The organism is Pedobacter sp. JY14-1, assembly GCF_029269825.1.
Classification (GTDB): Bacteria; Bacteroidota; Bacteroidia; order Sphingobacteriales; family Sphingobacteriaceae; genus Pedobacter.
In genome coordinates this window covers 272,915-295,680 of the sequence record NZ_JARJHU010000001.1, presented here as the reverse complement: position 1 = coordinate 295,680, position 22,766 = coordinate 272,915, and the positions used below count along the sequence as shown (strand labels likewise).

Genomic DNA, 22,766 nt, shown 5'->3' with positions numbered 1-22,766 from the left:
ATTGGCAGGTATTCTATAATTATTAAGATAAACTATGGCGGAATCCTATTCCAAGAAAGAGAAAACAAAACAAAAAGCACAGAAAAAGCAGGAAAAGATCAGAAAGATCATGGAGCGCAGAAACGCTGATCCGGCTTCAAAATCACTTGACGATATGTTGGCCTATGTCGATGAGGACGGAAATCTTACAGACCAACCACCGGTAGCTACCAAAAGAAAAGAGATCAATCCCGACGACATTTTACTTGGCGCTACGCCGATCGCTCCCGAGGACACCGTCCGCAAAGGAACAGTATTGTTCTACGATGATACCAAAGGCTATGGTTTCATTACAGATGCCAAAACCGGCGAAAAATTATTCGTACACGGCAGCGCGCTTTCAAGTCCGGTAAAAGACCGCGATCAGGTTACCTTTGAAAGGGAAAAATCAGAAAAAGGGTTCAGGGCAGTATCTGTAAATAAGGTAAGTTAACAACTACATTAGTCCTTCGTTATCCGGCTTTTTGTCGACATAAAGGCGTATATGTCGACAGTAATTGTATCCCCCGGTTTCCAACTGGAATTTAGGGGGAAAATTCAATTACAAGATGAACGAATACCGTAATTATCATGGTGGGTATTTTAAGACCCTGATCTCGCCAGAACAGTCTGACGGCGCACTGGCTTTAATCGAAATGGCGCTTCCCCAGGGAGTTGAGCCGCCGTTGCATACACACGCAAATGAAGACGAGACTTTTTACCTGCTGGAGGGGAGGATGCACTTTCAGATAGGTGATGAAGAATTTGAAGCCGGACCAGGTGACGCTGTCTTTGCTGTCAGAATGGTACCGCATCTTTTCAGGATACTGACCAGCGAAGCACGTTTTATTACCATGATATCACCAGGCAGATTATGGAACTACTTTATGGAATTCAGTACCCCCGCAATGGGCGAACCGGTCATTATCCCTCCGCAGGGGCCTCCTCCGCCCGAGTATATCGCGCGTCTTATCGAACGGATGACCATTTCCTACGGTATTACCTTCGGCCATTGATGCGGTAAATACGTGTTGATGAATTTACACAAACCAATTACCGGGTAATCGGTTAAGCAAGTAAATAAACATCAAACTATGAAAACATCAATAAAGAACAATCAGGAAATGCCCAATGCACACCTGCATGAGCTGTTCGTAGACGAACTGCGTGATATTTTAGGGGCGGAAAAACAATTGCTAAGTGGTCTTAAGAAAATGGTTGCTGCGGCTACCAACGATAAGCTGAAACAGGCATTCCAGGAGCACTATACACAGACAGAAGGACAAATCGAACGCTTAAAAGGGGCCTTTGAGTCTTTGGGCATGCGTGCCCGTGCAAAGAAATGTAAAGCGATGGAGGGCCTGCTTGGAGAAGCAGACGAAATCATTGACAGCTTTGAAGACAGTGAAGTACTGGATGCCGCATTGATCTCCGCCGCGCAAAAAGTAGAACATTATGAAATTGCGAGCTATGGCTGTCTGGTTACGTATGCGAAATTAATGGAGCATGAAGAAGCAGAAACGTTATTGCAGCAAACGCTCGATGAAGAGAAAAGTACCGATTCATTACTGACAGAGATCGCCATGTCAGGAGTTAACGAAGCGGTTTAGTAAAGGCCATTTGGTTTATTGGAGGCTGTCCGGAAAGAACGTCCTGTCATTGCAGGATACGGTTTTTCCGGACAGCCTCTTTTTTATATCCGGTGCCGTCAGCAGTACAGCCGTTATCCTTGCGTTTTCCCTGTAGATTTCCTGTTGAAGAACATAAGCCTGTTCAATATCCGACCGGTTCTTCCTGGGTTCTGCAGCGATAAACTGCAATGTCTCTGAAAGTCTGGCCAATGCTGAATAAGCGCGCTTTCTGGCAAGTCCTATGGTACTGGGTGCCAGCGGCCGGCCTTCCCGGCGGGCAGATACTACTTCCATATAGCTGGTATTGGCTTGCAGGGCCATATCCATTTGCGACTGCAGATGGCCCGATTCCCATATCGGGAAAAGATAAAGACTGAGGAATGCGATCAGACATCCGGCTATGGTAAATAAAGCCCTTTCCAGCAGAATGGTTTCCGTATGGCTTTGATACAGACCCAGGCTAATAATAACAGCAGGAGTAATGCACATTACACTTAACGTATAATTAGGCCTGTTGAAAGCAAAAAAGCCCAGCAGCAAAACTGCTGAAATGATGAGCAGTATAAAGGTCTGCTTAATGAGCAGCAAGATTACAAAGCCCAGTGCGACCCCCATCAGTGTACCCGAAAGACGCTCTTTGTTGCGCTTCCAGGTAATGCCGAAACGGGGCCTGGCCACAATTACCACGGTCAGCAGCAACCAGTAGCTATATTTTTCAGAAGGCAACAGGAGCGTAATCAGATAGGCCACCAGCAGTGAAAGTGCCAGTCTCAGCGAAAACCGGAAAACCGGAGCGCCCAGGGAAAGGTGCTGCCTCACGGTAGCGTAGTTGAGAACCGGCTGTTCCAAAAAGGGCAGATAGGCCGCCGCATCAATGGACTGCCCGAACCCTATGTTCCTGTGGACCGACTTAAGGTTAAATACCTCATCCCGAATCTCTTCTGCATTTCTGATGACCGGTATCAGTATTTCTTTAGCCGTTTCTCCTGATCCGGCAGCAATGTCCTTTAGCCTTTCGATCTGTTTATCTGTTTGTTTTTCCTTTGTCTTCCATTTGCCGCCTGGTAGCAGCAGGAAGGACCGGCTAAGGGCATCGGTTTCTTCAGCAAGCAGGATGATCAGCGTCCGGATCGCTGGCAAGGCCCCGTTCTCACCAAGAACCTTGCGTACCAGGGTATAGTCATAATGTATCGCCGTGATCTGTTCGTACAGTTCAATGACCCGTCTGGCCAGGTTTAACATGTGGCCGCCCTTTTTGTTGCCCGGTTTCAGTGCCTTGCGGTCACTCAGCAGCAGGCTGCGCACCAGTTCCTGTTTTTCGCTTACCCGGATGTGCAAAGCAATGTTTTCGCGGTAGCAGTCCTCCAGCGGTATATCGGGATCATAGCATTTCGCCTTTGAACGCAAAAGTGCTGCGGTCACTTTAAGGCACTCGAAAATGGCATGCCTCAGGGAACGGTAGGGGGATAGCGCGGTCTGAGTAAGGCTTATTATATAGTACCAGCAACTCCCTGCAAAGATATAGAAGCTGAAATTCCATGGCGATACGGGTTTCAGGCCCAGGATAAAAGTACTCAAGATAATTGCCATTGTACCAATAAGACCGGTTCTGCCACCAAATACAGACAACATCGATAGCAGGAAAGTCATCAGAAAAAAGACTCCAGCCAATAGCCATTCATCGCCCATGCTTACAGAAAATACCAGTGCAGTCACTGAGAATACCGCAATACTCTGCAGTGCAGTACGCTGTTTGTTGCTGCGGTTGCCTGGCAGGTCCGTTAAACTGATCAGTAAGGCGCCTATGCCTGTTCCGATTGCGGCATCTTCCTTTCCATAAAAAAAGAATAAAGCGATTGGTAATAGGATACACAGCGTGTTGCGAAGGGCATCAGTAAAGTACTCGCCCAGCAAAAAATTGGCAATGATCCGCATCAGTTTCTAGTTGTAATCCGTTAGTTGCCGCAAAAGTAAGTAAAAATGATAAAGACATTTAATTAAAAAAGCCATGAAATCCATCATGGCTTTTTTTATCAACTAAACCTAAACTTATAAATACTAACCAAATATTTACAGCGCAAAGGTAAGCTGCCATTGTTAACCCGATGTTAAATTATCAGGATTATTTACAGACTGTTCTGTATGGTTTGCCTGCTCTTTCAGTTTCTGCTTCGCATTTTTCCGTTTGCGGTTCAGGTGGTGCTGCAATTTAGAAGTCTCAAATAAAGGGTGCTTACGAAGTTCGTTCACATTGATCCTCAATTGCTGTCCTTTCCGCCAGAGAAAGCCACCTGCGGTAAGCAACTGTCCGCGGACCACCTGCGAGATGTGCTCGTTGCCTACACCTGTTACCTTCATCGCTTCCAGTCCCGTTTTAAACGAACGTATCCAGCGTCCGTCGAGGTCATACTGCGAGATCACACTTTTTAAATAGGTCACTTTAGGGTCTACCTTGATCTTCTGTTTAATGGTACGGCTCCAGATAAAGCCTCCGTAAGTATATAGCTCGCCTCTTGTAACCTGCCGGATTCCCTGATAATGCACGCCGACAGCCTTTGCAGCCTGTTTGGCGTTTAAAAAAGTTCCAACCAGGTTTCCTTCCAGGTCATATTGTCCGATTTTTGGCTGAAATTTAGACAATGGGGTAGAAGATGGCAGTGCTTTTTTCTTGATAAGCACATTGATATCTATTTCAGGCTCCGAGCTCCTGCGCCAGATATAGCCATAGGCTGTGAGCATTTTTGGTGTATTCCTGGCAGCCAGCGACAAATGCATATGACAACCGTTCATGGCCTCTGCTGCCACCCTTGCATTCTGATAGGTTTCCAGGAGCTTTCCGCTAAGACTATAACGGCTTACGGGGAATCGATGTGGTTTTTTTATCTTTTTTTCAGGGTTAGCGTTTGGTTCGCTCATTGCAAAATCCTCCTCACCATTTACAGCAATAATTGTACCGTATATTTGTTGGTTATTCATCATTATTATCCGTTACCCGACTGTAAAAATGCACAATGTTTAGTCCGAGTACAATCGCCAGGTTAATGGCCAGGTGAGGAATTACATTGTAGGAAAAATCGGAGAAGCTCAGTGAACTCACCAGATAACAAGTGACGGCGGTCACCAGTAAACTAAATGCAATAACGGCAGCATTTGGAGCAGGTGATCTCCCGGCAACCCATTTTAAAAAATAAATGACAAGTGATGTACCTCCCAGCGCAAGTATCAGCCAGAAAACATCTGCTGCAACCACAGAGTCCCAAAAACCCTTTCCGCTGTTCCGGAACCTGGCCATCTGGCTGATGACATACCATGCCAGAAAGAAGTATCCCGCTGCCCATATGATGAACAGCCCGATAAAAGACAATAACCAATGAAGGATGAGTTTAGGTGTCAACGTGTTCATATTTTTTTCTGTTTGAAGCTAACCATAAACTGCTTCCCTAAGTTAAGGAAATAAACATTTAATAAAATAGCCGCTCATTGTCAACAAGTTGGCTTTTTTTCCACATTTTTGATAATTATCTATTTTAATTCCTGTCAATTAACCTATATTCGATATACTGAAGACTGCAACTAATTTAATATCAAACCATATGGAAAAATTTTCTAAACTCAAGGAACTTGTTGCCGCTACAGAAGCTGATGCCGGTAAATTCTACAATTCAGGAAACGGTGCTGCCGGTACACGTGTAAGGAAGGCGCTTCAGGATATTAAAGTACTGGCGCAAGAAATCCGTACAGAGATCACAGAAAAGAAAAACAGCAAATAAACAATTTGTGTTTTAAAAAGAAGCCGGCCAAAGAGCCGGCTTTTTCAGTATAACAGGGCTTTTATGCGTCTACTTTCCCCAAGCGTCGTTATTGCCTTTTTCTTGTTTATACTGACACATTGCTGCGAAACTTCTAGACGACTCGCTATATCATCCAGAGACATCGTATAATCATCTCGTAATCCAAACTGCATCTGTAATATCAGTTTTTGCCTTTCGGGAAGGCTCATCAGTATTGCATGCAGTTCGGTATTTATGTTTTCTGCAATGAGCTCAGCGTCTGCAGGACTGAACATGGTTTGTGCCATTACCTCGAGCAGGCCGCGCTGATCCCGGTCCGGGTCATAGTCATCAAGAGATGTCGAGTGCATACTGTCCATATAAGTGTCTTTTACGTGCTCCAGTGGCAATTCCAGGTATTCTGCAATTTCTTCATGAGTAGCCGGTCTTTCATAGACCTGTTCCAATACCGATTCGGCATTCCATACATCGTGCTGGTTGCGGATGCGGTGGCCGGGCAGCCTCACCAGTCGCTTGTGATCATTGATGGCCTGCATCATCGCCTGCCTCATCCACCAGACCGCAAATGAGATAAATTTAAAGCCTCTGGTAGGGTCAAATTTTTCCGCAGCCTTCATCAGCCCTATATTCCCCTCAGCGATAAGATCTGTGAGCAGAATGCCATTTCCCTCATACTTTTTTGCAACCGATACCACAAACCTCAGGTTGGAATTGACAAGTTTATTAAATGCCGACCGGTCGCCTTCCTTAATTTTCACAGCAAGCAATACTTCATCTTCGGCGCTCAGCAGCGGAAATTTATTGATATCGTTGAAATAACCTTTAAGGCTATCGTGGTCACGATTGCTGATCGACTTATCTACTCTTAGTTCTTTCATTGAACGTTACAGCGGTTTATTGATTGCTGCTAAATTCGTTCATCACCGGCAGAAGTCCAGGCCCTTAGGCGTTTAACGTTAAAATTGCAGTGAACGGCTTACAATTCGAAACTTAATTTTGAAAATTTAAATACAAGCATTTGCAGACAAAATTTTCTTGAATTCTCACTTCCATCCATTCATTTATCTTCAGGATTTTATTACGTAATTTGGAACACAGCAACCTGAAAAAGGATTTATGAAAAAAATAGGTTTTTTATCGTTTGGACACTGGTCCGACCACCCCGCTTATCGTACGCGGACAGCAGCCAATACCTTACTTCAGTCTATCGAGCTGGCTGTCGCTGCTGAAGAGATTGGTCTGGATGGTGCCTATTTCCGGGTACATCATTTTGCGGCCCAGCTGGCCTCTCCGTTTCCATTGCTTTCAGCTATCGGCGCCAGGACAAGCAAAATCGAAATAGGAACCGGTGTAATTGACATGCGTTATGAAAATCCATTATATATGGTGGAAGACGCGGGTGCGGCTGATCTGATTTCCGGCGGAAGGTTGCAGCTGGGGATCAGCAGAGGCTCACCGGAACAGGTAATCGATGGATGGCGTTATTTCGGTTATGAACCTGCCGAAGGCGAAACAGATGCAGACATGGGCCGCCGCAAAGCACTTGAGTTCCTCGATAAGCTGAAAGGCGTCGGGTTTGCACAGCCCAATCCATACCCCATGTTTCCGAACCCGCCGGGTATGCTGCGCCTGGAACCACACTCCGAGGGGTTGCGGGAGCGTATCTGGTGGGGAGCTGCTTCAAATGCCACTGCTGTCTGGGCGGCAGAAAACGGAATGCACCTTCAGAGTTCCACTTTGAAATATGATGAAAGCGGAAAGCCTTTTCATGTACAGCAGGCGGAGCAGATCCGGCTGTACAGGGAAGCATGGAAAAAAGCAGGGCACCTGCGGGAACCCAGGGTATCGGTAAGCAGGTCCATTTTTGCACTGGTCAACGATCAGGACCGTCACTACTTCGGACAGGAGTCCAGCCGGACCGATAAGATCGGCATGATCGAGGCAGACAAACGCGCCATTTTCGGAAGAAGCTATGCCGCCGAACCAGACCAACTCATAAAAGAACTGGCGGCAGATGAAGCGATTCAGGAAGCAGATACACTCCTTTTGACGATACCCAACACCCTGGGGGTAGACTACAACGTACATATGCTGTCTGCTATCCTGGAGCATGTTGCACCCGGTTTGGGATGGCGTTGATCATTTATTAAAATCGGGGTAGGGGAACCCTTTCCCGGTTTCACAAAGGAACTTCAGGCTTCTGAAAAAAAGTGCCCAGTCAAAACTGCATGAGGCAAATCCCGGTGTGTACGCCTCCCAGCCATCATGATGAAAGAGCAAAGCACATCCCTTTTGGTGTGGTTCCAGCTCAAATGTCATCGTGGTTCCGATCCAGTCTTCAAATGCTTTAATGCAACGCCATTGAACAAGGCTATATGGCTTTAATCCGGTTACTTCTATTTCCTTGTAATAATCCGGGCCAAAGCCAAATCTCATCACACTTCCTGTCTCAGGCTTCGCGGTGGTGTCGGGAGTCCACCAGCCAGACAATCCTTCCTGCGTGGTGATCGCGTGGTAAACTGTTTCAACCGGAGCCTCGATCAGTAATCTGTGACAAATGCTTTTGGTATCGATTTGATGCTGTGCTTGTTCTGACATGTTATGTTTTATTTTTCAATTTAAAGGTACAGATACACACGCACTCGGAACGGGTGTAAAATAGACTTTATCAGCGGTTGATTTGGACAAATTGTATCTTTAGATTTGTAATAACATGAAGCATCTCACGATATTAGTCCCCGACGCGCAAACCGGTCCCAATACTTTATCCTGTATCGTGGGTACCTATCATGTCTTTACAGAAGCCAATAACTATTATAAGAAACATCATAAAGAACCGGTATTTGAAGTAGAATTGGTGGGTGCATCGGCACAATCCAGCTTTGTTAATGGCTTATTAAAAGTATTGCCACAAATAGAGATCAGCATGGTTCAGAGAACGGACCTCATCGTTATCCCTGCAATTGTCGGTTCCTTTAAGGGAACCGAAGGTGGAAATGTGATGCTGGTAGACTGGATATCGGAACAGTATAAAAAAGGAGCTGAGGTAGCCAGCATGTGTACCGGGGCTTATCTGCTGGCCTCAACGGGGTTGCTGGATAAAAGAAGCTGCTCCATCCATTGGAATGCCATAGACAATTTCAGAAACCTGTTTCCTAAAGTCAACTTAAGGGCAGAAAAGCTCATTACGGATGAATATGGTATTTATACCAATGGTGGCGGTTATTCCTTTTTAAACCTGCTTATCTACCTTGTCGAAAAATACTATGACCGGCAGACCGCAATTTACTGCTCCAAAGTCTTCCAGATCGATATTGACCGGCAATTGCAATCGGATTTCGTGATTTTTAACGGGCAGAAGTCGCACGGGGATGATGTGGTCATCAAGGCCCAGGAGTATATTGAAAAAAATTTCTCCACGCGGATATCCATTACAGAACTTGCCGGCAAGCTGACTGTCGGCAGGCGGAATTTCGATCGCAGATTTATAAAGGCTACCGGTAACACCCCTGCCGATTATTTACAAAGGGTAAAGATCGAGTCCGCCAAAAAGGAATTGGAGACTTCACGCAAAACTATCAATGAAGTGATGTATGAAGTTGGTTATTCAGACGTAAAGGCATTCCGGGAAGTGTTCCGTAAAATTACGGGCCTGTCGCCACTGGAGTATAAAAACAAGTATAATAAATCATGTGCGAACCTATTTTAGCATAGGTGGGGGTAATTTCGAAATAAAACAAGATCGCTGCGAATGTTTTTCTTATCCGGCTGAGGGACGATTGTGTAATACCGAGATAAGATGCAAGGTAGGAGAGTGAGATGCGATTGACCAATTGCGGGTACGTTTCCATAAATGCCAGATAACGGGTTGTCTATGGTAATTCTTCTAAGATGCACCTAGTCATTTGCCTTGAATAAGGAATTGCGTTTATCAACCAGCGCGGAAAAGTTTATATTGAGTGCGGTGATATGTCGCTTTTGCTCATAAACCTGATTTAATTCAGTCATAAACTTGTCCAGTTCCCTGGCCACAGGGTGCATTTGCTGAGCCAGTTCAAGCGCTTCCTCCGGAGTTAATCCGCCTTCGCTGATCAACGTCGTAATGCCCAGCATAGAGCAAATTGGCCGGCGCAGGACATGGGAAATATCGTATAAGATCTGTTCTGCGGATGCGATATAATCTACAAGGGCGGTAACGTCACGGGTGGCACCATACCAAACGACTTTTCCATCTTCACCTTTTTCAGGAACTGCCTGAAGCCATCTCCATCTGATCACGCCGTTTACTATAATCCGGTATTGAAAACTGATCGGAGTTTCCGTTTGGTAAGCCTTCTTCATGTTTTCCCTGAAAAGCGACCGGTCATCTTCGTGCCAGACTTCAAGTACCCGATCAGGATTGCGTGAGAGATCGTCTAAGTCAGTGGTAAAATTATAGTCTTCAGTGCCACGGTTCACAAAAAGGAAGTTCAGCTTACCGGATTCTTCAATTTCAAACATATACGTATTGCCAGGCACCTGGCTTGTAATCTTTCTGATCAGCTGTTCGCTTTCCCTGGTCTTCTGTTCTGCGTTTATCCGGGCTGAAATATCCGTATGTGTACCCAAGCTAATGGTCGTCAGGTTGCCGTTTTGGTCCCGAAGCCTTCTGGCACGTGACCAGATCCATACCCAATCACCGGATTGATGACGCATACGGAAAATATTCTCGTACAAGTCTGTAGAATTGGCTTCCAGAAATTCATCAAAAACCCGTACCGCATTGTCGCGGTCATCCGGATGGAGCAAGTCTGTCCAGGACATACCAACGGTATCCGCCCAAATTCCGTCTGGCCTGTCAATGCCCAGCATGGCGAAATATTTTGAACTGTACCACACCTTCTTCGTCTCCAGGTCATATTCCCATGCGCCGGTATTGGAAACTTCAATGATGGATTTATACCTCTCTTTGTTTACCAGCAGCTGCTGCACCGCTTCTTTTTTCTGGGTAATGTCACTATTGATCGAGATATATTGGTAAACCTTGCCTTCGTCATTAAGAAAAGGTACGATTGTCGAGTCCACCCAATAAAGGGAGCCATCCTTTGCCTTGTTACAGAATTCTCCCCTGTAGGGCTTACCTTGCATCAAGGCGAAACCCAACTCATCGAAATATTCTGGGGGATGATGGCCGGAAAAAAGGATGTCGTGACTTTTACCAATAAGTTCCTCAGTAGTGTATTTACTGATTTTGCAAAAGTTGTCGTTTACATAGAGAAAGGCGCCTTCGACACTTGAAATTGCCACAATCGAGGAAATGTCCAAAGCATATTTATAGTCTTCCAGTTCCTTTTCCCGCTCGACAAGCTCATTTAAGGTCTCTTTGTTCTGAGCTTCAGCCGTCCTGCGTCTAAGGATCTCCCGTTGCATAGACCTGAGGCTGCTACGTAAATGGTTGATCGCGTAATACTGCATTACCAGTATTGTCACAATTGGAATCATTGCACTGATCCATCTGCTAATCGGATCGTGAACCACCGTGGGGGCGGGTAACTTTCCATTTACCTCCAGCAAAGCCAATACGAGATCAGCAGCGATGGTCAGCAGGCCAGCCGCCAAGCCCCCCTTTCGGCCAAGCAGGAATCCGGCTGTAAGGATCACAGCCATTTGTGACAGTATTCCAGGAGCAAATATTCCGCCAGCAGAATAGCACGGAATGGTGATGTACAGCCATAGCATGATGGCCAGGGACCAACTCGCTTTGCGGGCATAGCCATGATGATTCAGGCTCAGGTTGATTACCGCAATCAATAAAGCGATAGTGAAGAGTATTGCCCAACGTGTCTTCAGTTCCGGAAAATAGAACAAGCCGAATATTACAACCAGGCCAGTAACCGCTGTCCAGATGATCGTCAGCATGAAGACCATGTAAGCCTGATAGTTGCTCGTCTTATCGGGTGGACTGAGAATGTGGTTCATAAAAGCGATACCTGGTAAGTATAAATATAAGTAAGTTTATACAAAACTCATTCTGTTTCAACTGCAAAGAAATCTCACCACATTCGTCTGAATACCTGGCATAGCGAAGGTGCACCGCCTGCTTCCAAGAACAGGGTGGGCCCGTACCATACAGCTATTCTTTATTCAAGTTCTGGTAGCTTGCAGTTAGAATTTGGCCGAGTAATTTAGAATTTGGCGTAATGCCCGAATACGCGCTAATTAAAAGATCGTCTGAAATCCAAAGGCGACAAATTGGTCTTTAGCTTAAATAATTTACTAAACGAGGGCGGATGTTCAAATCCTAGTTCGTAGGCGATCTCGCTTATCGAGGCCTGTGTTGTAGATAACTGTTCTTTCGCTTTTTCGATCAGGTGGTTATGTATGTGCTGTTGTGCGTTTTGCCCGGTAAGCGATCGTAGCATATCACTTAAATAACTGGCGCTGACATTTAGTTGCGCCGCAAGGTATTGGACAGTGGGAAGCCCGTGGGTTTGTTTGTGTGGTGACTGGAAATATACGCGTAAAGTGTCTTCTACTTTTTGAAGCAAATCACTGGTTACGGCCTTTCGGGTAATGAATTGCCGGCTGTAGAACCGGTTGGCATAATTGAGCAGCAACTCAATCTGGGAAATCACAACGTCCTGACTGAAATTATCGATTCTGCCTTCCAGTTCTTCTTCGATACTCTCGAAAACCGTAATAATTGTGTTTTTTTCCCTCTCAGACAGGTGCAATGCCTCATTAATGGAATAGGAAAAGAAGCCGTACGTTTTAATTTTCTTAGCGAGTTCATAACCCAGCAAGAAATCCGGGTGGAAAAGTAAGGTATAGCCAGATTGATCACTTAGTGGCTCGTGGCTTCCCGTGATCTGATTCGGCGAGACAAAAAACATTCCTCCTTCGTCGAAATCATAATAATGCTGTCCATATCTGAACTTTCCCTGGAAGTTCGCCTTATAAGAGATCTTATAAAAGCTTAAGATATGGGGATTGGGCAGTTTTTCGAGCGGAATGGTTCCGTCAGCATTATTTATTAAAGTTACCAACGGGTGCATAGGTGCTGGCATGTCCAGCGCCTTATGCAACCTTGATAAGGAATTAAATCTGTGGTTAGACATTTCATCCTTCATAGTGTCTGTTTATGATTTGCTTTCAATACTGCCTAACGCACCTTCTACGCCATTAAGGCTTTTCTTTGCTTGTTCCCAGCTCTGATCGTTCGGATCGAAGTTACTCCGAATATACGCAAGAATGGTTTCGCATACAAAGGCGACACGCTCCGGATTTTCATCACTTGTTTCGCGGGCATCATATCCAGATATGCCACCAAAGATGTGTTCGGCGCCAAACACGGTCAGCAGGTCCTTAGGACCGGGACTTTGATAATAGGCATCGGCACGCCAGTTGTCAACATCAGAGAACATCAGGTTTACGTCCTTGTCGCCATTCACAATGAGTGCCGGCAGCGTCATCGTACTGAAATCTCCGGCCGCTAATACAGGGTAGTGCTGTCTGGCAGCTCCGGTGAATCCTTCGGGTCCACCGGGTGCGCCCATGATCACCCTGGCTTTTAATCTTGGTTCTGCTGCGTTCACTATTTTACCTGTTACCGGGTCAGTTACCTCCATGCCAGCCAGCATAGAGACGGTCTGCCCGCCCATAGAATGGCCTACTACAGCAACGTTTGTTTTGTCGACTCTTCCGGTTAACCCTGGTACTGTGTCGACAATTTCGTCCAGATGGTCAAGGATAAATGTCATGTCGGCTGGCCGTGAGCTCCAGAACAATGGTGCTTCGGGAAGGGACGGGGAAAGCGCGAGTGCTTTGGAATTTTGATGCGTAGGTTGAATGACTACAAATCCTTCTGCGGAAAAATAATCTGCCATAGGGCCATATCCTTTGTACGAAGAGAGAAAATTAGACGGGCCATGACCATGTGAAAGAAGAATAACCGGCAAGTTGTTTCCGGTCGCGGGAGCAGAAACTTTTATTTCGAGGTCTACGTGACGGCCGGCAACTGGCAATACTACCGGACTAAAACTGATGATGGGTGTTTGTGACTGTTTCATTTTTTTGATTTTTGATATAGTCAAAGGTCATCAGGAATGAACTTCTCGGCATAGTCAAATCGGGGCATAGCATAGCCAAACTCCGGAAAGGACTTTATCTGATCATTTTACCGCCGTTGCTTCCAGCTCGACTTTTAATGTCTCAAACAGTTGCGTCACCTGGAACAGGGTTGTGGCCTGCCGGATGCCATTTTTCGCAATCCATTCTTGCAGCGTTCCAAAATGGGGCAAAAATTCTTCATTGGAAGTGGTATAGACGTTCAACCGCACGATGTTTTTCAATTCATATCCGGATTCGCTGATCACCGTCTCCAGATTTTGGATCGCTATGTTCAACTGTGTACCCATGTCCGCATCGCTGGAAGTTCCATCTGCATGGACGGCAGCCTGCCCGGCACAGTAAAGGGTGCTTTCTGCGTGTTTCACTTCAACAGCCTGCACGTAGTTGCGGCCATCCTGCCAGGTCCAGGGATTGATTTCTCTTTTTTCCATAATTGTCTTTTTAGTAGGACAAAAGTGGGCAGTAAGCGCAAAATACAACGGTGAGCTACCGCACGATTATTTTGTGATGCAGGTCACATCAGCCGGAAAACCTGCTCAGCGTCTCCCGGGAGACGCCAAGAAATGCCGCCAACTGTGTTTTAGGCACACGTTGGACCAGGGAGGGATATTGCTTGAGCAGGCGCTCATACCGCTCCTGTGCGCTGGAAGTCAGCATGGCCAGGATTCGCCGCTGTGCGCTGACAAACCCGAAGATGGACTTTTCAAGAAAGAAACGTTCTATTTTCTGCAGGCTATTGCATAGCGCATGATAATCATCCAGGGTAATGCACAAAACCTCGGTATCCTCCAGGCATTCCAAGGACATGGTAGCTGGTGCCCCGGTATACCAGGCGAAGAAATCACTTTCCCACCAGTCTTCCATCGCAAAGGCGACAATGTGCTGCTTTCCGGACGACTCTGTGAAAACCAGTTTCAACAATCCGGACAGGACAAAAAAGTTGTACTTTGCAGGCTCACCTTCCTGGATCAGGAATTGGTGCTTTTTGAACTTTTTGGTGGAAAAATGTCCCAGTATCAATTTGAACTCCTCATCGCGGAGTGGTATTACCTTTTCTATATGCTCACGTAACGGATGGTTCATGGGGGTTAAAGATAAAGCTTTGGCAAAATTTCTCGACCCTTATGGTTGTTCCGCGATACAATGTGTTTCTATAACATATGAAGAAATGCAAGAACCATATCAAAACGAGCACTTTGATCTTAATTTGGGTTTTGTGGACGAGTACTCAGATATCGTTTGCACAAGAAAAGAAGCTTCAGTATGATACTCTCGGGAATGGAGCGATAAAAATATTTTTCTATGTATTTCCTAGTGGAGAACTGCCATCGATGACGTCAAATATTGAAAAAAACAAAAGATACATCGAAACCTATATCGTGAAAGATAATGTGGTGCTGGGCGGTGACATCTTTTATGCGGACAGCCATAATTTGATATTACAAATGTTTGTCGATTAAATCCATTAACCCCTGTTCACTTGGTCGTGGCGTATTGTCAACCAATACTTCTCCTGATTTTCCGATAAGTATGTACCGCGGAATACTACTGATGTTGTATTTTTTAACGAAAGAAGCATCATCCGCATTCAGTAACAGATAATTCTCTTCTCCATTTAAACCTTCTTCTTTTGCGGCTTTTTTCCATCCTCCAACTTCGCTGTCTGTCGATATGCTGATGAAAACCACGTTTTTACCCTGATAATGCTCTTTTAATTTAGCGATATAGGGCATTTCCATTCGGCAAGGGCTACACCAACTTGCCCAAAAGTCCAATATCATAAGTTTACCTCTATGTTTTGAAAACACGTCTTTCAAATCCTGTACGCGTTTCCCATTTAGTGACAACAATTTATTACTTCCCTTTTTGAAACTTTCCGCTATATGATTTTCCTGTAAAATGGTATGTACTTTATTAAAATACCATCGATTTACCAATAAGGAATCAAATTGGTCAAGGTGATATTTAGGTATGGTAAGGCGATTCTTTTTTCCGCTATATAGCAGGTGTGCCAGTAAAAAATCACGTATCTGGCCGTCAAAATTTTTTTCTATAAAGTCGAAACACCGAATAAAGTCCTGATCGTTTTTGCCGATTCCGTCGATGTCAAACTTAGTAGTTCCTACCGCAATAGAAACCAGATCAATACAAGCACGATGGAAAATGGCGTAATCCTTAAATCCAAGGCTGCTAAGGTTACGGATTTTAGACTTTGCAAGATTACTGTAAGAGGTCTTTTCCGAGATCATTGCCCGGTTATTATGATACAAAAGCAAAGAATCCCTCAAAGCTGTGGTTGCTATACAGTGTTTCGCGAAATCAGCGAAGGCATTACTGACCGGATAGTTTAGTGTGTACGTTTTCAGGTAGTTTAAACGAACATTTTTTAGACTGTCGATTGTTGTTTCGACTATTTTGAGCTGAGCCACATCCTTAACTCGTCGCTGATAATACATCGATGGATAGAAGTACCACATGTTTCCCGTCTTCTGCACAACTTGTCTGAAAAAATCAAGTTCATTTGTGCGCTCCGGATTTCCCTTGGCATAGAAACGTAAGGAATCAGTTCCTAAGTTTTTTATATTAACTGTCTCGCCCGGATAAATCAAGAACGGTGTCTGCTTCTCTGTGGATTCCAGAAAAAGAACAGGACCAGATATTTTAAATTTAGTGGTCTCAGTTTTAAGTGTTATTCCATGAGTTTGAGACAGTGAATCGTGGTAGTAGAAAAACACAGAAGAACTTCTTTCCTTTCCTGGCGTCCCGTCAATTCTGATCGTAACCGTGTCGTCAGGTAAAGCGGATATGTCAGATACAGTTCCCGGTTTCCCTTTCACAGGATTCTGCCGGCAACTGGAAATCAGTACAGCAAACGCTATAAAAAATACAAAGATATGGATAAGTCTATTCATCTTTATGTTGATGAGTGAATTGCTTCGGTCACGTATGACCTCTAACATTTACCGTTTAATGCATCTGATAATATGCCTGTTTAAAGCAAGTTAACTTCAGAATTGTTAATTTTAATTGAGTTAAGAGCATGACTTAAGAGTTAATATAATATTACACAGTTAATTGGATATCTCAAAACAAATTAACAATAATCGACAGCAATGAATATAAAACAGCCAATTATATTTTGCTGAAATCTCAAAGCAAAACTTGGAAAAATTTGGACCTGTAAGCTGGATGCCGGACATTTCACTTCTTTAGCTGGTTGAGGTTTTTGTTTGAACACTTTTCGGCAAATGTTTTTTCTTATCCTGCTCAGCGAAGACTGCGTAATATCTAGGTACGAAAGATCGGCGCAGAGTTCAAGTGGATATGTCGCATTGAAATCGAAAAAAGATGCCCTGCTACCTTGAAGAAAGCTGGATCTCAAACGATGCCTTATTCTCATCGTTTAATCCAAGACGACCTGCCAGTGATTCTGGTCGTTGAGCATATAGCCGAGGCCGTCGCTCATTTCATGCACATCTTTCTGATGTTTCTCACTGAACCGGGTATGCAGTTCACGCACTGGCCCGCCGTATTCCCTTTTGAGGAAGATCAGCAGGGAGGCCATATTGGGAGTGATGTCTTTTAGCTGTTCATTTTCACTTTCTCTGATAAAGGCGCTGCTCATGATGACTTATTTTAGACACCAAACCCAGTTTACCCAGGATTAGTGCTTGTTCAACTTATAAAATTATTTGATCTTTTTTCAATGGCAATACGTTGAATTCCGTTCAACTTTTATTTCCTCTTGTGCTCATAGGTATTTGATTTCATGAGAATTAACAAGGTCTTTTCCAAAAGGTTTTGAGCCCTTGAAACAGGTACAGCCTTTTTGCTGTTGTAAAAGCTAAAAGTGAATCAATGAGTTGGACCTGCCCAAAATGTGATCGGGAACTGCCCTGGAAAGATTACCGGCATTATTGCCAGCGAGTCAGCCTGGACAGTTTGTTTGAGGGGCGTTCACCGGAATTGGTTTTAGCGTTTGATAAGATATTAGCTGAAGTAGCAGATTGGGAGAATGTGCTGGTGGGCGTAACACCGAACTGCATCGTGTTTACCCGAAGGGTGGGTTTTCTCATCATACGTCCAATGAAAAAGTGGCTGGATATTAAATTTTATTCGTCAGCGGCGCATCCGGAAAAGCCGGTGATCAAAAGCATTAAAGTGGGTAAAAAATACGGGAACCACATACGCATCCATTCGGCTAATGATGTCGTACCAGGCTTATTCGTTTACATTCGGGAGTCTTATGAACTTATGAGCAAAAAACGCCAGGCGGACTAAATCTGTTGTAGCACAAAAACTACGACCTTTTTCTCCTTTTCATTCCAATAAATAGATTTGACCTGAGAAGGAAGTTCCGGTTCGTAAAGCCATTTCCACGCCTGGTAATTTTACCGATTTAGGTCCAAAAAAAAGGGACAAATCATTTGACTTGTCCCTTCTGTGATCCCGCTGGGATTCGAACCCAGGACCACTACATTAAAAGTGTAATGCTCTACCAGCTGAGCTACGGAATCATTCTGCTATCGCAGATTTCTCTTCCTGCGAAGAGGCTGCAAAGATAGAATAATATGTTTTCCAGCCCAATTTTTTTTGAAAAAAATCAATCGTCATGAGACTGCTAAAAACCGCACCTCGCGGCAAACTTTCTCGGGGCAAAGTTTGTCCTTATTAACGTAAATAATATATTTGTAGCAAGAGCAATTGATAAATTAAACAGCAACTCCATGTTCAGGAAAATAGCAGGTCTTCTTATTTTGATCTCCTTTATGCTGGTAAAGGCCGATGCGCTGTTTACCGTCCTGGAAAAGCAATACGCCGTGGAGCAACACCAGGATGATCAGGGTGCCGAAAAGTCTGCTGAAAATGAGAAGGAGACCAAGAGCTTTGAAATTGGCGATGAGCTCATACCGCATCAGGTTCCGGTTCCTGCCCCTGTTGAATTGACCCAAAAACTTAACCATATCGGCTTACCTTATGTACCTGCAGTGCACATTGCAGTCTGGGGACCCCCGCCGAATCCTGCCGTTTAAGTGCCCGCCCGGGCGCTGATTTCTGTAAGCAGCAATTAAGTTTTAAACCATTTAATTTAAACAGCAATATGAAGTATCCAATTTTGGGTAAAAGTGCCGTACTCGGACTTTTCCTTAGTGCCTGTGTATTTACAGTGAACGCTCAGAACATCGAAGAGAGCGAACTCAAAGTCAACGTAGAAAAGGTTTCCGGCTCTGCCCGGCAGCTCATCAACCTGGAGCCAGTTAAATTCCAGTATGATGTCAAGAAATACAAAGGCCTCAACCTGCCCTCGGGCAATCAATACGGTTTCCTGGCCAGCAACGTACAGTCATCATTCCCAGAGCTCGTGCATGAGACCGCCAGGCAATATCCATCAGGAAAGAACAGCAACAAGGTCGTCACTTATAAGGAAGTCGATAACAAAGACCTGATCCCGGTACTGGTTGCCGCCATTAAGGAGCAGCAGTCGGAGATCGAAATGCTGAAAAAGGAAATCGGCCTGCTGAAAAAGCAAGCAAGATAAAGTTTGTTCCGTTAGTTTAGTTTGAGAGCGTCGCAGCAATGCGGCGCTTTTTTTATGACCATCACAGTGCAGGTTGGTGTCTTTCCGTTTTTTTGGTAAATTTAACCACACCAAGTAAACACACAACTGAAACTATGTACAAATTCCTGCTCAAGGGAATGGCCTGTGGCCTTTTCCTCTTCGTATCTCCCTATTCGAAAGCACAGGACAAATTTAAGGCAGCAGAACGCGAAAGCATCAAAGGCCAGATCGGCACGCGTTTACAGAACGCCTATCAGAACCGGGTCCTGGCACAGGATATCGATGCCCTGATCGCGCCCTTTAAGGATAGAAATGAAACCAGCCAATGGCAAAGCGAATTCTGGGGCAAGTGGTTCACATCAGCCGTGCTGGCCTATAAGTATCAGCCCACATCTGCGCTCAGAACCAAGCTCGATTCAGCAGTAAGCAAGCTGATCGCTACCCAAAGCGACGACGGTTATATCGGCAATTACAAGCCAGAGGCAAGGTTACAGCAATGGGACATCTGGGGCCGCAAATACTGCCTGCTTGGCCTGCTGGACTATTATAACCTTACTGCAGATCAGAAAAGCCTTAAAGCCGCAAGGGGAGTGGCAGACCACCTGATGGAAGAGCTCAAAGCGGCAGACGGCATCATCGTCACCAAGGGCAATTACCGGGGAATGGCCACTTCGTCTATATTGGAGCCAGTCTGCCAGCTCTACAAGGCGACAAAAAGCAAAAAATACCTTGAATTTGCAGAACAGATCGTTGCCCAGTGGGAAACCCCGCAGGGGCCTAAGCTGATCAGCATGGCACGTACCGATGTGGCCAAACGTTTTCCTAAACCCCAGAACTGGTATTCTTACGAACAAGGGCAGAAGGCTTATGAAATGATGTCCTGCTATGAAGGTTTGCTCGAACTCTACCGGCTTACCGGCAAGCCCGCCTATAAAGAAGCCGTTGAGCAAACTTGGAAGAATATCTATGATACCGAGATCAACGTGGCAGGCTCGGGTGCCTCCACCGAAATGTGGTTCGGCGGTCGTGCGAAACAGGCACATCCGGTACATCATTACCAGGAAACCTGCGTTACCGTGACCTGGATCAAGCTGAGCCAGCAACTGCTGAGGCTCACCGGTGAAGCTAAATATGCCGATGCCGTAGAACAAAGCTATTACAATGCGCTGCTGGGCTCCATGAGCCCGGACGGTGCCGAATGGGCCAAATACACCCCCTTGACCGGTTATCGTTTACCCGGTAGCGGTCAGTGTGGTATGAACATCAATTGCTGTGTCGCCAGCGGCCCGAGGGGCTTGTTTAACCTGCCCGAGCATGTAGTAATGGCCTCTCCAGACGGTATCGCCGTAAATTACTATGTACCCGGCGAATACCAGATCGCGCTGCCCTGGGGGCGTCCGGCATTGCTGACCCAGCAAACGAGCTATCCGGAAGAAGGTACTATCCGTTTTGGTCTTAAACTACAAAAAGAAGAAACCTTCAGTATTGATTTCCGCATCCCTTCATGGAGCGCAAAAACCAGCATCATCGTCAACGGCGATACGACAAAAGTGACCACACCCGGACAGTATTTTGCACTGAGGCGCAACTGGAAGAGCGGGGATTCCGTGCAGCTCAGCCTCGATATGCGGGGCCGTGTCGTTTATGCCGATGACAGCCGCCAGCATGCCGCCCTGATGCGCGGACCCGTCCTGCTTGCCCGCGACGAATCACTGCCCGGTGTCGGCATGGGGTCTGTCGTAGACATCAGTAACCCATCAGGGTACGTAGAGCTGGAACCTGTACCGCACCAGGAAAAAGACGGCTGGCTGCAATTCAGGTACCGCTTTGTACCAGAGTCCTATACCGAGGCCGCTGCCCAGGCCGTCACCACAGACTTCTGCGATTACGCTTCAGCAGGAAACGGTGCTAAAAAGGGTTATTTCATCACCTGGCTGCCCCAGATCATAGATCCCAGGAAGTAAAGCTGGAAATAAATAAGATCAGAAGATGTTAAAGAAAATTAAGCCTAGTGTGCTTTCCATAATATGGGCAGCAATATTACTGCCGGCAATGTCGAAGGCCCAGGATCATTATACGGCGGAACAGCGCCGCGCCTGGTTAGATAAAGCAGAGGCCAGTAAACCAGCCCTCATCGAAACAGAGAAGCGGCCGGTCAGGCTGGTGAAGCTCGAAGCCGATCCCAGCGCCTTCCAGGGCTGGAAAACTGTGCCCGCAGGGGATATGGAAAGCCTATATTCCCGCTCCTTCAAGCAGCAGTCCGGCACCGTGGTCGACTTTGGCGAGCACCTCACCGGTTATTTTACTTTTACCATCAAATCCATCCGGAACTTTTCAGACGCACCATTGCGCTTCAAGCTTACCTTTGGAGAAGTACCGGCAGAGCTGGCCACCCCATTCGATCCCTATCCCGGAGGGCTCAGCCGCGCCTGGCTGCAGGACGAGACCGTCACCATTACCGAACTGCCCGCTACTTTCACCTTGCCGCGCCGTGTTGCCTTCAGATACCTGAAAATAGATTTACTGGGCAGTTCAGGAGGCTTTGATTTTGTCATCAGCGACATGAAGTTTAAGGCAGTAAGTTCCGTGTCCACACAGCCCGAACCACTCCAGCCAGGCACTTCAGCGCTCATCTCTAAAATCGACGCAACAGGCCTTGCTACACTCAAAGAGTGCATGCAAACCGTGTATGAAGACGGGCCCAAGCGTGACAGGCGCCTGTGGATCGGCGATCTTTACCTGGAATCACTGGCCAATACTTATTCCTTTAAAAATCACCAGCTCACCAAACGCTGCCTCTATATACTCGCAGCCCTGGCACAGCAGGATGGTTTCCTCTATGCAAGTACTTTTGAAACCCCGCAACTGCATGCGCAGGAAGGGCAGTCCTTTCTCTTCGAATATGCCCTGCTGTACAATGTAGCACTCAAAGAATATCTGATGGCTACTTCAGACCGCGAAACCGCGCTCGATCTCTGGCCGGTAGCCAGGCGGCAGATGGACAACATCGCCCGCCATCTGGACAGCAAAGGGCTGTTCCAGCCGGAATCCGCCCAAAAGGAAGGCTGGTGGCTATTTGTAGACTGGCGCGACGGCCTGGACAAGCAGGCCTCATTGCAGGGCATCATGATTTATACCATGAAGGAAACAATTGAACTTGCCCGGAAACTTGGCAAGGAACAGGAAGTAGCCACCTTGCCGCCGCTCATCAGCAAGATGACTGCTGCGGCCCGGACCTCACTATACGACGCTAAATCCGGTCTTTTCCTAAGCGGCCAGTCCAGGCAGGTCTCTTATGCCTCTCAATCCTGGATGGTTTTAAGCGGGGTGGCCTCCAAAGCTCAGGCGCAAAAAGCGATGAAGGCACTCGCCACCTCGAAAAATGCCGTAAAGCCCGGTACCCCTTACCTTACCCATTATTACGTAGCAGCCCTCATACAGTCCGGGCTCCATCAGGAAGCGAGGGCCTTGGTCGAAAATTACTGGGGCGGAATGGTCAATAAGGGAGCAGATACTTTCTGGGAGGCTTATGATCCCGATAACGACAAGCTGTCACCTTACAATTTCTTCCCCGTGAATAGTTATTGTCATGCCTGGAGCTGTACACCAGTCTACTTTATCCGGAAATATCCCGATATCTTCCGGTAATTAGTGATT

23 protein-coding genes, 1 tRNA gene and 1 pseudogene are annotated in these 22,766 nt (G+C 46.0%); 11 read left to right on the top strand and 14 right to left on the bottom strand.

Annotation, left to right across the window (positions count from 1 at the left end):
- Window positions 1–34 precede the first annotated feature (34 nt).
- The 3 genes from P2W84_RS01275 to P2W84_RS01265 all read left to right on the top strand — a co-directional run bounded on the left by P2W84_RS01275 (window position 35) and on the right by P2W84_RS01265 (window position 1,628).
- Window positions 35–472, top strand: a complete 438-nt coding sequence (locus tag P2W84_RS01275) for a cold shock domain-containing protein (protein WP_276088283.1) — start codon at window positions 35–37, stop codon at window positions 470–472.
- Window positions 473–587: 115 nt separating this feature from the next.
- Window positions 588–1,034 carry a cupin domain-containing protein gene (locus P2W84_RS01270; protein WP_276088282.1) on the top strand — a complete coding sequence of 149 codons (447 nt, stop codon included), beginning with the start codon at window positions 588–590 and terminating at the stop codon, window positions 1,032–1,034.
- Between the two features lie 78 nt (window positions 1,035–1,112).
- Window positions 1,113–1,628: a ferritin-like domain-containing protein gene (locus tag P2W84_RS01265; RefSeq protein WP_276088281.1), complete on the top strand. Its 516-nt coding sequence runs from the start codon at window positions 1,113–1,115 to the stop codon at window positions 1,626–1,628.
- A 15-nt stretch (window positions 1,629–1,643) separates the two neighbouring features.
- Here P2W84_RS01265 and P2W84_RS01260 read toward each other — a convergent pair whose 3' ends face one another.
- The 3 genes from P2W84_RS01260 to P2W84_RS01250 all read right to left on the bottom strand — a co-directional run bounded on the left by P2W84_RS01260 (window position 1,644) and on the right by P2W84_RS01250 (window position 5,052).
- Complete coding sequence (locus P2W84_RS01260; RefSeq protein WP_276088280.1) at window positions 1,644–3,584, bottom strand: FUSC family membrane protein; 1,941 nt, start codon at window positions 3,582–3,584, stop codon at window positions 1,644–1,646.
- 162 nt (window positions 3,585–3,746) lie between these two features.
- Window positions 3,747–4,625, bottom strand: coding sequence for an NUMOD1 domain-containing DNA-binding protein (locus P2W84_RS01255; protein WP_276088279.1), 879 nt, complete (start codon window positions 4,623–4,625; stop codon window positions 3,747–3,749).
- Window positions 4,618–5,052, bottom strand: coding sequence for a hypothetical protein (locus P2W84_RS01250; protein ID WP_276088278.1), 435 nt, complete (start codon window positions 5,050–5,052; stop codon window positions 4,618–4,620). Before P2W84_RS01250 ends, P2W84_RS01255 begins: the two co-directional genes overlap by 8 nt.
- Window positions 5,053–5,242: 190 nt before the next feature.
- On the opposite strand from P2W84_RS01250, the gene P2W84_RS01245 reads away from it, so the two are divergent.
- Window positions 5,243–5,419, top strand: a complete 177-nt coding sequence (locus P2W84_RS01245; RefSeq protein ID WP_276088277.1) for a histone H1 — start codon at window positions 5,243–5,245, stop codon at window positions 5,417–5,419.
- A gap of 44 nt (window positions 5,420–5,463) precedes the next feature.
- Here P2W84_RS01245 and P2W84_RS01240 read toward each other — a convergent pair whose 3' ends face one another.
- Complete coding sequence (locus P2W84_RS01240; protein WP_276088276.1) at window positions 5,464–6,318, bottom strand: sigma-70 family RNA polymerase sigma factor; 855 nt, start codon at window positions 6,316–6,318, stop codon at window positions 5,464–5,466.
- Window positions 6,319–6,556: 238 nt separating this feature from the next.
- On the opposite strand from P2W84_RS01240, the gene P2W84_RS01235 reads away from it, so the two are divergent.
- A complete protein-coding gene (locus P2W84_RS01235; protein WP_276088275.1) occupies window positions 6,557–7,579 on the top strand; it encodes an LLM class flavin-dependent oxidoreductase in 1,023 nt (340 codons plus the stop codon).
- Here P2W84_RS01235 and P2W84_RS01230 read toward each other — a convergent pair whose 3' ends face one another.
- The gene (locus tag P2W84_RS01230) at window positions 7,580–8,038 is read right to left on the bottom strand and encodes an SRPBCC domain-containing protein (RefSeq protein WP_276088274.1); all 459 of its coding nucleotides are present in this window, start codon (window positions 8,036–8,038) and stop codon (window positions 7,580–7,582) included.
- Between the two features lie 115 nt (window positions 8,039–8,153).
- Here P2W84_RS01230 and P2W84_RS01225 point away from each other — a divergent pair, with 115 nt between their 5' ends.
- Window positions 8,154–9,149: a helix-turn-helix domain-containing protein gene (locus P2W84_RS01225; RefSeq protein ID WP_276088273.1), complete on the top strand. Its 996-nt coding sequence runs from the start codon at window positions 8,154–8,156 to the stop codon at window positions 9,147–9,149.
- Between the two features lie 46 nt (window positions 9,150–9,195).
- Here the strand turns inward: P2W84_RS01225 and P2W84_RS01220 are convergent.
- From P2W84_RS01220 to P2W84_RS01185, 8 genes and pseudogenes are all read right to left on the bottom strand, one after another.
- Window positions 9,196–9,312: pseudogene (locus P2W84_RS01220) on the bottom strand (Crp/Fnr family transcriptional regulator); the annotation flags it as partial.
- A gap of 25 nt (window positions 9,313–9,337) precedes the next feature.
- The gene (locus tag P2W84_RS01215; RefSeq protein WP_276088272.1) at window positions 9,338–11,398 is read right to left on the bottom strand and encodes a PAS domain-containing protein; all 2,061 of its coding nucleotides are present in this window, start codon (window positions 11,396–11,398) and stop codon (window positions 9,338–9,340) included.
- A 236-nt stretch (window positions 11,399–11,634) separates the two neighbouring features.
- Window positions 11,635–12,549 (bottom strand): helix-turn-helix transcriptional regulator, encoded by a 915-nt coding sequence (locus P2W84_RS01210; protein ID WP_276088271.1) that lies wholly within the window; start codon window positions 12,547–12,549, stop codon window positions 11,635–11,637.
- A gap of 9 nt (window positions 12,550–12,558) precedes the next feature.
- Window positions 12,559–13,488, bottom strand: coding sequence for an alpha/beta fold hydrolase (locus P2W84_RS01205; protein WP_276088270.1), 930 nt, complete (start codon window positions 13,486–13,488; stop codon window positions 12,559–12,561).
- Between the two features lie 102 nt (window positions 13,489–13,590).
- Entirely contained in the window at window positions 13,591–13,980 is a 390-nt protein-coding gene (locus tag P2W84_RS01200) for a RidA family protein (protein WP_276088269.1), read from the bottom strand.
- Window positions 13,981–14,068: 88 nt separating this feature from the next.
- Window positions 14,069–14,632 (bottom strand): Crp/Fnr family transcriptional regulator, encoded by a 564-nt coding sequence (locus tag P2W84_RS01195; protein WP_276088268.1) that lies wholly within the window; start codon window positions 14,630–14,632, stop codon window positions 14,069–14,071.
- 356 nt (window positions 14,633–14,988) lie between these two features.
- The gene (locus P2W84_RS01190) at window positions 14,989–16,461 is read right to left on the bottom strand and encodes a TlpA disulfide reductase family protein (RefSeq protein ID WP_276088267.1); all 1,473 of its coding nucleotides are present in this window, start codon (window positions 16,459–16,461) and stop codon (window positions 14,989–14,991) included.
- A 491-nt stretch (window positions 16,462–16,952) separates the two neighbouring features.
- On the bottom strand, window positions 16,953–17,174 hold the full coding sequence (locus P2W84_RS01185) for a hypothetical protein (protein WP_276088266.1): 222 nt from the start codon (window positions 17,172–17,174) through the stop codon (window positions 16,953–16,955).
- Window positions 17,175–17,407: 233 nt separating this feature from the next.
- Between P2W84_RS01185 and P2W84_RS01180 the strand changes: the two genes are divergently transcribed.
- Entirely contained in the window at window positions 17,408–17,830 is a 423-nt protein-coding gene (locus tag P2W84_RS01180; RefSeq protein ID WP_276088265.1) for a DUF5655 domain-containing protein, read from the top strand.
- A 163-nt stretch (window positions 17,831–17,993) separates the two neighbouring features.
- Here the strand turns inward: P2W84_RS01180 and P2W84_RS01175 are convergent.
- Window positions 17,994–18,066, bottom strand: a tRNA-Lys gene (locus P2W84_RS01175).
- Window positions 18,067–18,276: 210 nt separating this feature from the next.
- Here P2W84_RS01175 and P2W84_RS01170 point away from each other — a divergent pair.
- The 4 genes from P2W84_RS01170 to P2W84_RS01155 all read left to right on the top strand — a co-directional run bounded on the left by P2W84_RS01170 (window position 18,277) and on the right by P2W84_RS01155 (window position 22,757).
- A complete protein-coding gene (locus P2W84_RS01170; RefSeq protein ID WP_276088264.1) occupies window positions 18,277–18,582 on the top strand; it encodes a hypothetical protein in 306 nt (101 codons plus the stop codon).
- Between the two features lie 68 nt (window positions 18,583–18,650).
- A complete protein-coding gene (locus P2W84_RS01165) occupies window positions 18,651–19,088 on the top strand; it encodes a tail fiber domain-containing protein (RefSeq protein WP_276088263.1) in 438 nt (145 codons plus the stop codon).
- 134 nt (window positions 19,089–19,222) lie between these two features.
- Window positions 19,223–21,073, top strand: a complete 1,851-nt coding sequence (locus P2W84_RS01160; RefSeq protein ID WP_276088262.1) for a beta-L-arabinofuranosidase domain-containing protein — start codon at window positions 19,223–19,225, stop codon at window positions 21,071–21,073.
- A 25-nt stretch (window positions 21,074–21,098) separates the two neighbouring features.
- Window positions 21,099–22,757: a glycoside hydrolase gene (locus P2W84_RS01155; protein WP_276088261.1), complete on the top strand. Its 1,659-nt coding sequence runs from the start codon at window positions 21,099–21,101 to the stop codon at window positions 22,755–22,757.
- The last annotated feature ends 9 nt before the right edge of the window (window positions 22,758–22,766 follow it).

Bases quoted from the DNA above. Each gene is read 5' to 3' on its own strand.
- P2W84_RS01235 (WP_276088275.1), top strand. From the start codon at position 6,557: ATGAAAAAAATAGGTTTTTTATCGTTTGGACACTGGTCCGACCACCCC.
- P2W84_RS01160 (WP_276088262.1), top strand. From the start codon at position 19,223: ATGTACAAATTCCTGCTCAAGGGAATGGCCTGTGGCCTTTTCCTCTTC.
- P2W84_RS01165 (WP_276088263.1), top strand. From the start codon at position 18,651: ATGAAGTATCCAATTTTGGGTAAAAGTGCCGTACTCGGACTTTTCCTT.
- P2W84_RS01205 (WP_276088270.1), bottom strand. From the start codon at position 13,488: ATGAAACAGTCACAAACACCCATCATCAGTTTTAGTCCGGTAGTATTG.
- P2W84_RS01260 (WP_276088280.1), bottom strand. From the start codon at position 3,584: ATGCGGATCATTGCCAATTTTTTGCTGGGCGAGTACTTTACTGATGCC.
- P2W84_RS01185 (WP_276088266.1), bottom strand. From the start codon at position 17,174: ATGAGCAGCGCCTTTATCAGAGAAAGTGAAAATGAACAGCTAAAAGAC.
- P2W84_RS01275 (WP_276088283.1), top strand. From the start codon at position 35: ATGGCGGAATCCTATTCCAAGAAAGAGAAAACAAAACAAAAAGCACAG.
- P2W84_RS01200 (WP_276088269.1), bottom strand. From the start codon at position 13,980: ATGGAAAAAAGAGAAATCAATCCCTGGACCTGGCAGGATGGCCGCAAC.
- P2W84_RS01230 (WP_276088274.1), bottom strand. From the start codon at position 8,038: ATGTCAGAACAAGCACAGCATCAAATCGATACCAAAAGCATTTGTCAC.
- P2W84_RS01245 (WP_276088277.1), top strand. From the start codon at position 5,243: ATGGAAAAATTTTCTAAACTCAAGGAACTTGTTGCCGCTACAGAAGCT.
- P2W84_RS01270 (WP_276088282.1), top strand. From the start codon at position 588: ATGAACGAATACCGTAATTATCATGGTGGGTATTTTAAGACCCTGATC.
- P2W84_RS01195 (WP_276088268.1), bottom strand. From the start codon at position 14,632: ATGAACCATCCGTTACGTGAGCATATAGAAAAGGTAATACCACTCCGC.
- P2W84_RS01225 (WP_276088273.1), top strand. From the start codon at position 8,154: ATGAAGCATCTCACGATATTAGTCCCCGACGCGCAAACCGGTCCCAAT.
- P2W84_RS01215 (WP_276088272.1), bottom strand. From the start codon at position 11,398: ATGAACCACATTCTCAGTCCACCCGATAAGACGAGCAACTATCAGGCT.
- P2W84_RS01170 (WP_276088264.1), top strand. From the start codon at position 18,277: ATGTTCAGGAAAATAGCAGGTCTTCTTATTTTGATCTCCTTTATGCTG.
- P2W84_RS01210 (WP_276088271.1), bottom strand. From the start codon at position 12,549: ATGAAGGATGAAATGTCTAACCACAGATTTAATTCCTTATCAAGGTTG.
- P2W84_RS01155 (WP_276088261.1), top strand. From the start codon at position 21,099: ATGTTAAAGAAAATTAAGCCTAGTGTGCTTTCCATAATATGGGCAGCA.
- P2W84_RS01250 (WP_276088278.1), bottom strand. From the start codon at position 5,052: ATGAACACGTTGACACCTAAACTCATCCTTCATTGGTTATTGTCTTTT.
- P2W84_RS01240 (WP_276088276.1), bottom strand. From the start codon at position 6,318: ATGAAAGAACTAAGAGTAGATAAGTCGATCAGCAATCGTGACCACGAT.
- P2W84_RS01180 (WP_276088265.1), top strand. From the start codon at position 17,408: ATGAGTTGGACCTGCCCAAAATGTGATCGGGAACTGCCCTGGAAAGAT.
- P2W84_RS01190 (WP_276088267.1), bottom strand. From the start codon at position 16,461: ATGAATAGACTTATCCATATCTTTGTATTTTTTATAGCGTTTGCTGTA.
- P2W84_RS01255 (WP_276088279.1), bottom strand. From the start codon at position 4,625: ATGAATAACCAACAAATATACGGTACAATTATTGCTGTAAATGGTGAG.
- P2W84_RS01265 (WP_276088281.1), top strand. From the start codon at position 1,113: ATGAAAACATCAATAAAGAACAATCAGGAAATGCCCAATGCACACCTG.